The organism is Thiomicrolovo immobilis (assembly GCF_039645955.1).
GTDB lineage: Bacteria > Campylobacterota > Campylobacteria > Campylobacterales > Sulfurimonadaceae > Thiomicrolovo > Thiomicrolovo diazotrophicus.
The window spans coordinates 1,882,389-1,891,404 of record NZ_CP147916.1; the positions used below are offsets into that span (position 1 = coordinate 1,882,389).

Sequence of the window (9,016 nt, forward strand, 5' to 3'; positions counted from 1 at the left end):
GAAAATCTAAGGACTCTGCAACTATAATTTCGGTCTTTCAAACGGATGTCAAGGTAGCTCAGCTGGTTAGAGCGCTGGTCTCATAAGCCGGAGGTCGAGAGTTCAAGTCTCTCTCTTGACACCATCCTTCAAACCCCTAACTTACGGACTTCAAAGCAACTCAAATTTTTAACCGTGCCCTGATCGTGCCCTTTTATGCCTCGATCGACACTTCGTTTATCGGTCCCATATCCGCCAGCATTGTGCCGGTGTAATGGTTCGTATTTACCTGTGGACCTGTATGTCCGATCCACTGGAAGATGATGTCGTCGCGGTACCCTTTATTTTTGAGTAACGTATTGTAACTCGCCCGGAATACCTTCAGCGTGACAGGGGGGAGCCCTGCTTCCGCAGATATCTTTTTCAGCTTTGTGCTGATGACGGCATGGTTCGTGTAGGGCTTACCCATGTAGGTGAGCCAGACGAACTCCTGGTGACCGGTGCGGAGGTACTGGCGCTTGAGGGCGTCGTAAACGTGCTGCGTCATCGGCAGCACCCTCTCCCCTGCTTCCGTCTTCGGTTTTGCTTCTTCGCCTTCGCGGATCCGCGTATCGACTTTGATGACTCCTTTGTCGAAGAGGATATCATCCCAGCGCAGCGCAATGAACTCGCCGCCGCGTACACCGGTGAATAGCGCCACGGCGTAGCGGTCGCGCTCCTCTTCGTTCATCCTGGCAAACAGCTTCGGGAAGTCGTTCTCGTAAAGGAACACCTTCTCCTTCGCCGGCAGGCCCTTGGCCTTTGGCAGCTTGAACAACGGGTTGCGATCGATCAGTCCGTCTGACACCGCGTAATCGAAAACGACGTTGAGCAGCGAGCGCCACTTTTTGTTTATGGTATTGCCCGAGTAGCTTTTGGCCATCTCGTTCTGCCACCGCTGGCAGTCGCTTTTCGTTATACTGTCAATGCACTTATCGCCGAACATCTCGCACAGACGCTCCAGCGCCGATTCGGCTTCCTCCTGCGAAAACCTGTTCCTGTTCTCGCTGGTGATGGAGACGATGTCGGCGCCGTATTCCCGGAACAGCACGCCGGATGTCGGCCTCCCTGCCCCGTACAGTTCAGAGTATTCATCGTCAAAGTTTTTCAGGTACCAGGCGATGAGCCTCTCGGCCTCTTTTTTGCTCCCCGGCTTTCGCCCGGTAGACAACCGCTTGCGTTTACCGAACAGATCGCTGTCAAGCGTGATCACCCCGTTGGGGTTCAGATAGACGCGTCGTCTCATAATAGCTCCTTTCGGCGCTATCGGCACGCCGTTATTTTACCCTATGTTTGATCCGCCATGCCGCGGAACGGTGAAACTCCCATGCGTTCCCGTTCTTGCGGAACATATCCGGCGGGAGATTGCGGAAGCACCACTCACGGAGGCCGTCGAGTGTCTTGTACCCGTACTGTTCAGCGATGCCCTTCGTCAGCGGGATCCACTCGGGGATCGCCATGAACGCATCGAATGCGTCGGCGAGATGGCGAATATCATCCTGCATTTCCTGTAATGCGCTCATGGCATCTCCTTTCGTTTAATCTATGCTTTGCAGCAGCGGCATCGATGACTTTATAAACGTCGTCGCTACTTCGAGGTTGAGTCCGTCGCCGTAGCCTTTAAGCCCAATGCGGCGCCACCTGGTATACACGCGTCCCAGATCTCCGGAAGGCCCTGAAGCCAGCGGGAATGTGCCGGGTTCAACTGGCCGCCACTTTCCATCTGTGCAGTAGAGCCAGTCAGCAGCGTCCCATCCGATTTCAGGCGGGCGGGGCAGTCCATTGTCAGAACTTCGTCCGGCTGTGGTGTCCGGCCCGTACCGAACGCTTCCGACCTCTTCTTCGACGATGCTGTCGGTGTCGCCCAGCCAGTCGTCAGTGCAGCAGTCTGTATGTTCATTCCGCCCTGACGACCCTCCGATCCTGGACCTGTAGAGCTGTTCGCTGTTGGAGTCGGCCAACCCACGACTCCGACAATCATCGATAGCTCTATTGACTTCCCAAGGTTTGCCCTGCGCTGTATGCATGGGTCGTCCCATGAGCCTCTGTCCCTGTTGTCCGATGCTGTCGGTGTCGGCCAGCCTTTTAGCGACAAAGTAGAGCCGCTGTCTGATGTTCGGAGCGCCGACGCCCGCAGAGCACAGATCGGTCCCCCCAACGGCATACCCCATGTTTTCCATGTCAGCGCGTACAGCGGCGAGCCACGTCCGGCCGTCGATGCTTGCAACCTGTTCTCCAAAGCAGACTGCAGGCGCGAGCTCTCCGACGATGCGCGATACTTCCGGGTAGAGGTGGCGCTCGTCGGCGAAGTGACAATGGCCGCAATCGAGGCAGATGAAATATCCGGTTCGTTTAGGATGGCAGAGATGAGATCCGCCGCCACAGTTCGGGCATGTCTGCCCGGAGCCCGCCGTGGAGAATGGAGGGCAGGGGCACGAGAAAGTACAGGCGTATCTGTCGTCGGGCCATCCGGCACGTCGCAGTGCGGAGCTCCACACTCCGATGCCGGCGAAGAAGTGGTGCTGGCTATATCCCATAAGGTCAGATGCTTTGACATCGGTAATGCTCCTTGTGTCTATTGCTCCCGGGGCGATGGCCCCGGCGTTCATGAGGTTTTGCAGCCATGCGGCTTTTTCGGGGTCGAATTCGTTGTAGTAGGCGTAGGGTTTTGGCATCATTTACCCATCTCTGTCGTCTTCGACACCTATGTTGTCCGGTTTCTTCGCAGCTTTTAATATGTCTGAAACTTTTTCCCTGTCCATCCACACTACAAGGCACATTTTCTTGGAACCTTTATGATCGAATGGTACGTCAGTACCAAACGTGTACGAGTAGTCATACTTTCTCTTTTTCGCCTCTATCATGCAGGAGTCTAGGTTTTGAAAAGTAACGTCTTCGTCTCCATAAAGTTCGATAAGTTTGCTCAATCTCATAATGTTCCTTTGCAAAATTTCAGTGATTGCTTTCGTAGATAGGTGATACTTCGCCCCATGAAACTCGAAGCGATGTACATGCCGGCGTGGTACCTGAGTGGCGGTCTTGTTGGTTTTTGGCTCATGAATGGCTCCCTTCGAACATGTGCGCGAAGCGCCGCATCGTCCTTTTGTTGAAGTAGCGCCTCCACAGGTACCCGCGGGCGATGCTGACGATGGTGAACACTACGGCGATGGTAATGTTCTGCCCGACGTTGAGCGTGACGCCAAACAGCGGGAACACCAACGGCTGCACGACGAACGCGCTGAGCAGCAGCCCGCTCATGACATTGGCGACGTTTTCGAGGAGGGATTCGGTTCTGGACTGCATTGCAATATTTCCTTCGGTGGATTTTCAAAACAGCTACACTCGCACGCATGAAACTGGAAGGCGATGATCTGCCGTTGCTGGGCGACGATGTACTTACTGCCAAGCTGCGCCTGCTGCGCGGGGTGTGGAGGGTGGATACCTACGGGGTGCCAGTGAGGCACAACCGGATGCGGTACGTTTACTTCGACCCGGACGGGTGCCGGTTCTACATTTCGGAGCATCAGCGGGAGCGGATGCTGGCGGGGGTAAGGTGGGGTGATGCGCCGGACGGCGAGGCGGCGGTGATGGCCGTAGCGACCAGGTACAGCCTGACGGTGATCATGGTGGGTGCTTTACGCAGGAGGCTCCTGGGGGAGCGGACGTTTTTGCGGTACGTTCACCGGCGGCCGGATTGGTTCTCGTAATTCAAAACATGCAGGACGTCCGAAACGTCCACCGCGAAGAATCGACCGACGCCGAGGTCAGTCTGCTCGCCTGCCACGGTGATCCGTGTGCCACCCCACTTGCTGATGATCTGCGGGCGGATGGTTTTATAGCCTACAGAAAGAACAACGTAATCGTATTCCTGAAAGCGGCAGTGCTTGAGAATATACTCAATGCCGGCCTTTTCCAGTTGCTTTGCCTCAGATTTCAAAATTTTCAGACCTGAGTTCCATATAAACAATTTTTGTATCCAGTGCGACGAAATCTTCCGAAAATCTTCAGGCTTCCGTCCTTCCGCAATCTTATCTAACCAGTGCTGAGTGACGACGAGATGCAGGACGCGGGCGCCTTTGGGGATGTAGTCTTTGTAGGATTGGGGTTTCATTTACTATCCTTTATTCAGATTCACTCAATTGAAAATGAGCCATACCATCGAAAATTTCTGGTATAACATTTACTTCATTCCGGTTTACAATTTGCCTGCTATTCATTACTGATATCATAAGTTCGTCGTTCTCAAGTTCCTTTAAAATGGGGCAAGCAATAACACCATCTTTCCATCTCACATATACAATATCAATTTTATTCATCCCATCACCTCTTCATTAGAACCAAATGCAAGTGTATATTCTTCATATTTCATACTTTGTCCTTTCTGACTTTCGTAAGTGCTACCCACGGATTATTCGCGTAGTCGTATTCAGTTCCGGCGAAGCGTGGTTGCCAAATGCCGTCCATAAAAGATTCCCATGCATGCTCCCACATTCGCTTTTCATCAACAGTAAACCATTCGATAAAATCTTGTCTGGAGAGGGCCCATTGTTTTGTCTTAAATACTCCACACGCCACAGCCTCATCCTCCGTCAAATCCCACAAGCGCTTGATGATGGGCTGTTCGTCTGCGACTTGCAGATGGATGCGTGATGCCCATTTCGGCATTGAATCTGCTAGACGCCAATCCCCTCTTGCCGAAAGGAACTCGCCAGATGTAAGCCCTTCTGGTAATAGTTGCTCTCCATCTGCCTTGTACCAAATCAAATGTTTATCAACTTGATGAGAAGACCATTCATCATTGATATCTGATGCAACAGCGACAGCATTAAATAAGTTGGTAAGGGCATACTCTTCCTGCACAAAGATCAAGTCACCTGCTTTGAATGGTGGGATAGTTCTAAAGATATTGAAATTTACATGGTCATAAAAAGAAAGAACTCCATCAATTATTTTAGGAGTTTCATGTCCTTCAGGAGGCTGCGGTATCAACGGCTCACACAGCATCGTAATCCGGCCTTCGTGCAGTCCTTTTGCGATTTCTGGTGTTGGGGTGTAGGGTTTCATCGCTCAGCTCCCGAAGTCAGAAATGTCTCCGTCGACGGCCATGGCGCTTTCCAAGCGATCTTCCATGCCGTTGACGATATCGAGGCATGTGTTCAGCTCATCGTCGGACAGGTCACTCTTGCCGATCGCTTCCCGGGCGGCGTCGATGCCCTGCTCGGACGCGATCTTCCTGATGCGGTAGCCGACGTCGTTGTAGGCACCGTTTTGGGGGTAGTCATGCATCTGCTTCATCCTCCACGATCTCTGCGTCTGCCAACCTGACAACGTTTGTGTACCCGGCCGGCTCCCGTGTGAGGTAGCTGCCGCCTTCTTCACGGATGAGGGGGAAGATTTCGCCGATGTGGTCCGCGTACCACATCATCGGGTCGCTGCAGGATATGATGCGGATCTGTTTCATGCCGTCGCCTTGACGAAGGGCATGACGTCGCCGGTATTGAGCTTCTGCGGCATGACGATCTCAGCGCGTGCCTCTTCCTTTGCCGCGGCGATGATCTCGAGGATCTGACCCTTCGACAGCACGAATGTATTTTCCAGCCCTGCTTCAGCGAATGCAGTTCCTTCCGGTACCTCGATGGGCTGAGCGTCAATGATGGCTGCTTCGCAGTGCTCTGTGTCTTCATAGCCGGCGATGCGCTCCCAATCTTCCTCGCCGTCTTTATGCTCCTCAATGCTGTAGGGCGGTTCAGGATGAGCAGAAGCATCGTCATGGTTGATGAAGTTGCCGTGTACCTCCATGGCCGTCTGCTCGTCCATGAACTCATTCCCGGCGGGCCATGGGCCGGTCTGCGGCTGCTCTTCCTGCTGCATCGGCGGCAGGGCGTCTAGGTACTTGCGGAGCTCTTCTAGCCTGCTCTCCATGATGGGGCCCTGGCGGCTGATGCCGGCGAGATCCTTGAGAGGGCCCACCTGGTCGAGGCGGATGCCGAGGGCTTCGGCGATCTCGAGGTTGCCGAGTCTCTTTTGCTTTGCCATATTCTCTTTCCTTTGCTGTGCGCTCGCCGCGGCGATGCCGTCGCGGCGCTTCTTTTTTGGTTCGTCCTCGTTCTCGAGGAGGTTGCGGTACGGTCCCGGTTTGATACCCGCCTTTTTGCAGGATGCCGCATAGGAATCCCAGGCTTCTTTCGGCGTCATGGGACCACTCCCAATACCCCCGCCGTGATGATGGACACGACCAGGACGGGAACGAGCAGCAGGAGCATCTGGGCCAGCGCGCATTTTATGCGGGTGCCCCGGGTACTTGCGTATCTGCGGCGGGCATCGAGGAGCTGAAGTTCGAAGATCCAGTTTTGAATTACTCTCATGACAGTACCTTTGCCCGTTTGAGCCGCTGCGCGAACTGCGCGACGGTTTCGGCGGAGTTGGTCGCCAGGATGCGGGCGAGTTCTTTTTTAATGATGGTTGATTTCATGATCCCTCCTTTTTGAGACGTTCAAACTCTTTCTCAATTGCGATAAGGCAGTTGGTCAGTGCTTGTACAAATGTTTCTCCTACTCCTTGAGCTTTGCTGGGCGACATTTTTGGGCAATCCAAATTCATCGGATTTACTGATATGACTTTGTGCTTGTAGATTGAATTGATAGAAACTGAAAACCAGCTACGCTCTTCATTCGCATATCCAAAGCGCACCCACAGCCTTTTTACTTCTCTTTCGAACTGTTCGATTGTCGTTACGACTTTGACCATCCGATCTCCTTTTTGATCTGTTCATATTTGGCCCGGGCCTGCCGGGCGGTCCCGAACTGCTGCACGCTGCAGCGGCCGGCGTCGTTGAGCCAGACCTTGCAGTTCCTGGCTTCGAGTTTGACGGCGGCGGTGTTAGTGGTGTGCTCTTCGCTGCATGGCGCCGCGGCGAACTGGTCGGACGGGCATGTGAGGTATAGGGGTTTCATTAAAGCCACCATACTTCCGGCAGCGTGATGGGTTGCGGAATAAGCCCGCATAGCCTCGCGTTAATGGCGCGATATCTTTCCGCAGCACAACGAGCTGCAGCCTCATCAATGTAGTGCGCCTTTTTTGTGACCCTCAGCCCCGGGCGCCGGTCGGTCCGGTACAGCTGATGCCGCATGCCTTTAGCATGGCGGTAGTCTCCGCCAGCGTCCTGCGCATCGCGGCTTCCTCCCCTGCGGCCATGCTGCGGTGCAGCGCCCTTCTTGCCCTGATGTCGTTGTTGATGATGTTGAATGCCTGACATGTCATGCTTTCCTCTTTTTTGATTGTGCGGCGAAGCGGATGGGGAGCCGTTTCGCGTTCGGTTTTTCCGGCACCCCACCCGGCCCCAGCAGGGTGACGAGGCGGGGCTTCATGCCGCCAGCTCGCGCTTGATCTGTTTGAGCGACTTGACCAGCCAGAAACATGCACTGCGACTTGACAGATACTCGCCAAAATCGACCGTATCTCCATGCTTATATTTCACATATCTGCGATAGGCAGATCTGCGATCTCTTACAGTTTGTTCGTATGCGAAAAGCACCGAATCATAGATGCGCTGCAGGCTTTCTCTGTGCTCTTTTTTCGTCATGACTTTTTCCTTGTGATGGCGAAACCGCAAAAGGAGACCACGGGGAGTGTGTGTTAAGGAGGAGAACGAAGGGGTGTCCCCATGGTCTCTTTTTGCGGTTCGTGGTTGGCCGCCGCGGGGGCGGCGTGGTTAATACCCGTAAGATGTTTTGATGAAATCAAACGTGCGCTTCCAGTCCCATTCATTGAGCACGTATTTCTTATACTCTTCCTGTGTGATGTCGAATTCGGTATCTGTCGAGAACTCGAGCATGCCGATGACCTCGTCGTAATCCTTGACAAACGATTCAGGCTTGATGGCTTGAATGCTGGGGACGTCATCGTATTCATCAATCATGCTGATCCGGGTGATTTCGTCTTTGATCTTTGTCTGGAACTCTCCCCAAAGTTGATCAAACTCCACCTGGTGCTTTTCGCGGTTTTCACGCAATACCTTGAGCAAGTTGTCTTTGTCGACTTTTACCGTCTTCATGGCTTCCCTTTTGAGTATTTGATATGGGCAGGGCCCTACCAATATTTAGACACTCGTCGAACTCTCCGAGAAGCCGGCGGCCTCGGCAGGCGGCCCGTCCGCGCGCCGTGTAAAATTTAAAGCACGATATTGGTGGGTTGGCCGGTTTCTCGGAAAGCTCTTTGTGGTTGGCAGAGCGGGGATCGAACCCGCGACGATCCGGTTATGAGCCGGGGACTCTACCGCTGAGTTATCTGCCAGTGTTGGTGTGACCGGCCGGATTCGAACCGGCGGCCTCCGGATTAGGAATCCGGTGCTCTATCCTGCTGAGCTACGGTCACATGAGCTCTCAACGCTTCCGACTACTTAACTCATACGACGAGGATTTCCTTTGTGGTGATATGGTTTTCTTTTACGTCGGAAGCGGTGAAAGCTCTGGGCTTCTCCGGGCTGCTTCATTTCACGCTGCGGCTGCAAGCCAGGGCCGCACTGGTTCCGGTCGGCATCTTCGCGCGGTCTTAGCGGGTGGGCTTTCGCGTTCGGATGATGCGGCGCATCGCTGCGCGGGGCGGACGTGGATAACGCATCCTTGTCCTGGGTGACGAAGCGGCGCGCAGCCGCGCCGGATCATCGGGCGAGCCATAGGCTCAACGGAACCGGCCTAGACCGGATCGATTGAAGCTACGGTGATGTCGTTCTCTTCGGCGTACTCTCTGAAGCCGATGCAGTGCTCTTCCAGGTAGTCGAAGACGCTCTTATGCAGCGGCGGGGTCTTGCCCTTACGCTTGAACCGGTTTCCGATGGCTGTCTTGATGCTGCCCTGCGTCGTCCCAAGCTCGTTGGCCATCTGCTCCGGCGTGCGCCCTGAAGCCCAGAGCCCGGACTTGATGTTTTCCCAAAGGCTGAGCGTGGTGTTAAACGTCATTTCCTGCAAACCTTTCATTGTCTTCGCTATAATTGTTATCG

Annotated in this window: 19 protein-coding genes and 3 tRNA genes; 2 read left to right on the forward strand and 20 right to left on the reverse strand. The window is 54.1% G+C overall.

The window, feature by feature from the left end:
• Positions 1-47 precede the first annotated feature (47 nt).
• A tRNA-Met gene (locus tag WCX72_RS09750) sits at positions 48-124 on the forward strand.
• A 69-nt stretch (positions 125-193) separates the two neighbouring features.
• Here the strand turns inward: WCX72_RS09750 and WCX72_RS09755 are convergent.
• The 5 genes from WCX72_RS09755 to WCX72_RS09775 form a co-directional block, all read right to left on the reverse strand.
• On the reverse strand, positions 194-1,264 hold the full coding sequence (locus WCX72_RS09755) for a tyrosine-type recombinase/integrase (RefSeq protein ID WP_345969600.1): 1,071 nt from the start codon (positions 1,262-1,264) through the stop codon (positions 194-196).
• A 31-nt stretch (positions 1,265-1,295) separates the two neighbouring features.
• Positions 1,296-1,541: a hypothetical protein gene (locus WCX72_RS09760; RefSeq protein WP_345969601.1), complete on the reverse strand. Its 246-nt coding sequence runs from the start codon at positions 1,539-1,541 to the stop codon at positions 1,296-1,298.
• A 15-nt stretch (positions 1,542-1,556) separates the two neighbouring features.
• Positions 1,557-2,696: a DNA cytosine methyltransferase gene (locus WCX72_RS09765; protein WP_345969602.1), complete on the reverse strand. Its 1,140-nt coding sequence runs from the start codon at positions 2,694-2,696 to the stop codon at positions 1,557-1,559.
• Complete coding sequence (locus tag WCX72_RS09770; protein ID WP_345969603.1) at positions 2,697-2,951, reverse strand: hypothetical protein; 255 nt, start codon at positions 2,949-2,951, stop codon at positions 2,697-2,699. It lies immediately after the preceding gene.
• Between the two features lie 121 nt (positions 2,952-3,072).
• Entirely contained in the window at positions 3,073-3,321 is a 249-nt protein-coding gene (locus WCX72_RS09775) for a hypothetical protein (RefSeq protein WP_345969604.1), read from the reverse strand.
• Between the two features lie 47 nt (positions 3,322-3,368).
• Between WCX72_RS09775 and WCX72_RS09780 the strand changes: the two genes are divergently transcribed.
• Positions 3,369-3,725, forward strand: coding sequence for a hypothetical protein (locus WCX72_RS09780; RefSeq protein WP_345969605.1), 357 nt, complete (start codon positions 3,369-3,371; stop codon positions 3,723-3,725).
• Here the strand turns inward: WCX72_RS09780 and WCX72_RS09785 are convergent.
• From WCX72_RS09785 to WCX72_RS09855, 15 genes are all read right to left on the reverse strand, one after another.
• Entirely contained in the window at positions 3,698-4,129 is a 432-nt protein-coding gene (locus WCX72_RS09785) for a hypothetical protein (RefSeq protein ID WP_345969606.1), read from the reverse strand. The genes WCX72_RS09780 and WCX72_RS09785 overlap by 28 nt on opposite strands.
• Positions 4,130-4,139: 10 nt before the next feature.
• Positions 4,140-4,334, reverse strand: coding sequence for a hypothetical protein (locus tag WCX72_RS09790; protein WP_345969607.1), 195 nt, complete (start codon positions 4,332-4,334; stop codon positions 4,140-4,142).
• 49 nt (positions 4,335-4,383) lie between these two features.
• Positions 4,384-5,082 carry a hypothetical protein gene (locus WCX72_RS09795; protein WP_345969608.1) on the reverse strand — a complete coding sequence of 233 codons (699 nt, stop codon included), beginning with the start codon at positions 5,080-5,082 and terminating at the stop codon, positions 4,384-4,386.
• A 3-nt stretch (positions 5,083-5,085) separates the two neighbouring features.
• Positions 5,086-5,304, reverse strand: a complete 219-nt coding sequence (locus tag WCX72_RS09800; protein WP_345969609.1) for a hypothetical protein — start codon at positions 5,302-5,304, stop codon at positions 5,086-5,088.
• Positions 5,297-5,479, reverse strand: a complete 183-nt coding sequence (locus WCX72_RS09805; RefSeq protein WP_345969610.1) for a hypothetical protein — start codon at positions 5,477-5,479, stop codon at positions 5,297-5,299. The genes WCX72_RS09800 and WCX72_RS09805 overlap by 8 nt, the downstream gene beginning before the upstream one ends.
• Positions 5,476-6,213, reverse strand: a complete 738-nt coding sequence (locus WCX72_RS09810) for a hypothetical protein (protein WP_345969611.1) — start codon at positions 6,211-6,213, stop codon at positions 5,476-5,478. The genes WCX72_RS09805 and WCX72_RS09810 overlap by 4 nt, the downstream gene beginning before the upstream one ends.
• Positions 6,210-6,383, reverse strand: a complete 174-nt coding sequence (locus WCX72_RS09815; RefSeq protein WP_345969612.1) for a hypothetical protein — start codon at positions 6,381-6,383, stop codon at positions 6,210-6,212. The genes WCX72_RS09810 and WCX72_RS09815 overlap by 4 nt, the downstream gene beginning before the upstream one ends.
• A gap of 103 nt (positions 6,384-6,486) precedes the next feature.
• A complete protein-coding gene (locus WCX72_RS09820) occupies positions 6,487-6,765 on the reverse strand; it encodes a hypothetical protein (protein ID WP_345969613.1) in 279 nt (92 codons plus the stop codon).
• Positions 6,750-6,971 (reverse strand): hypothetical protein, encoded by a 222-nt coding sequence (locus WCX72_RS09825; RefSeq protein ID WP_345969614.1) that lies wholly within the window; start codon positions 6,969-6,971, stop codon positions 6,750-6,752. The genes WCX72_RS09820 and WCX72_RS09825 overlap by 16 nt, the downstream gene beginning before the upstream one ends.
• Before the next feature lie 133 nt (positions 6,972-7,104).
• Positions 7,105-7,278 carry a hypothetical protein gene (locus WCX72_RS09830; protein ID WP_345969615.1) on the reverse strand — a complete coding sequence of 58 codons (174 nt, stop codon included), beginning with the start codon at positions 7,276-7,278 and terminating at the stop codon, positions 7,105-7,107.
• A 103-nt stretch (positions 7,279-7,381) separates the two neighbouring features.
• Positions 7,382-7,600, reverse strand: coding sequence for a hypothetical protein (locus tag WCX72_RS09835; protein ID WP_345969616.1), 219 nt, complete (start codon positions 7,598-7,600; stop codon positions 7,382-7,384).
• A gap of 129 nt (positions 7,601-7,729) precedes the next feature.
• Positions 7,730-8,071 (reverse strand): hypothetical protein, encoded by a 342-nt coding sequence (locus WCX72_RS09840; RefSeq protein ID WP_345969617.1) that lies wholly within the window; start codon positions 8,069-8,071, stop codon positions 7,730-7,732.
• 164 nt (positions 8,072-8,235) lie between these two features.
• Positions 8,236-8,310, reverse strand: a tRNA-Ile gene (locus tag WCX72_RS09845).
• Between the two features lie 4 nt (positions 8,311-8,314).
• A tRNA-Arg gene (locus tag WCX72_RS09850) sits at positions 8,315-8,391 on the reverse strand.
• Positions 8,392-8,711: 320 nt separating this feature from the next.
• Complete coding sequence (locus WCX72_RS09855; protein ID WP_345969618.1) at positions 8,712-8,975, reverse strand: hypothetical protein; 264 nt, start codon at positions 8,973-8,975, stop codon at positions 8,712-8,714.
• Positions 8,976-9,016: the final 41 nt, after the last annotated feature.

Bases quoted from the DNA above. Each gene is read 5' to 3' on its own strand.
- WCX72_RS09755 (WP_345969600.1), bottom strand. From the start codon at position 1,264: ATGAGACGACGCGTCTATCTGAACCCCAACGGGGTGATCACGCTTGAC.
- WCX72_RS09830 (WP_345969615.1), bottom strand. From the start codon at position 7,278: ATGACATGTCAGGCATTCAACATCATCAACAACGACATCAGGGCAAGA.
- WCX72_RS09825 (WP_345969614.1), bottom strand. From the start codon at position 6,971: ATGAAACCCCTATACCTCACATGCCCGTCCGACCAGTTCGCCGCGGCG.
- WCX72_RS09840 (WP_345969617.1), bottom strand. From the start codon at position 8,071: ATGAAGACGGTAAAAGTCGACAAAGACAACTTGCTCAAGGTATTGCGT.
- WCX72_RS09780 (WP_345969605.1), top strand. From the start codon at position 3,369: ATGAAACTGGAAGGCGATGATCTGCCGTTGCTGGGCGACGATGTACTT.
- WCX72_RS09765 (WP_345969602.1), bottom strand. From the start codon at position 2,696: ATGATGCCAAAACCCTACGCCTACTACAACGAATTCGACCCCGAAAAA.
- WCX72_RS09785 (WP_345969606.1), bottom strand. From the start codon at position 4,129: ATGAAACCCCAATCCTACAAAGACTACATCCCCAAAGGCGCCCGCGTC.
- WCX72_RS09790 (WP_345969607.1), bottom strand. From the start codon at position 4,334: ATGAATAAAATTGATATTGTATATGTGAGATGGAAAGATGGTGTTATT.
- WCX72_RS09815 (WP_345969612.1), bottom strand. From the start codon at position 6,383: ATGAGAGTAATTCAAAACTGGATCTTCGAACTTCAGCTCCTCGATGCC.
- WCX72_RS09855 (WP_345969618.1), bottom strand. From the start codon at position 8,975: ATGACGTTTAACACCACGCTCAGCCTTTGGGAAAACATCAAGTCCGGG.
- WCX72_RS09770 (WP_345969603.1), bottom strand. From the start codon at position 2,951: ATGAGATTGAGCAAACTTATCGAACTTTATGGAGACGAAGACGTTACT.
- WCX72_RS09805 (WP_345969610.1), bottom strand. From the start codon at position 5,479: ATGAAACAGATCCGCATCATATCCTGCAGCGACCCGATGATGTGGTAC.
- WCX72_RS09760 (WP_345969601.1), bottom strand. From the start codon at position 1,541: ATGAGCGCATTACAGGAAATGCAGGATGATATTCGCCATCTCGCCGAC.
- WCX72_RS09795 (WP_345969608.1), bottom strand. From the start codon at position 5,082: ATGAAACCCTACACCCCAACACCAGAAATCGCAAAAGGACTGCACGAA.
- WCX72_RS09810 (WP_345969611.1), bottom strand. From the start codon at position 6,213: ATGACGCCGAAAGAAGCCTGGGATTCCTATGCGGCATCCTGCAAAAAG.
- WCX72_RS09820 (WP_345969613.1), bottom strand. From the start codon at position 6,765: ATGGTCAAAGTCGTAACGACAATCGAACAGTTCGAAAGAGAAGTAAAA.
- WCX72_RS09800 (WP_345969609.1), bottom strand. From the start codon at position 5,304: ATGCATGACTACCCCCAAAACGGTGCCTACAACGACGTCGGCTACCGC.
- WCX72_RS09775 (WP_345969604.1), bottom strand. From the start codon at position 3,321: ATGCAGTCCAGAACCGAATCCCTCCTCGAAAACGTCGCCAATGTCATG.
- WCX72_RS09835 (WP_345969616.1), bottom strand. From the start codon at position 7,600: ATGACGAAAAAAGAGCACAGAGAAAGCCTGCAGCGCATCTATGATTCG.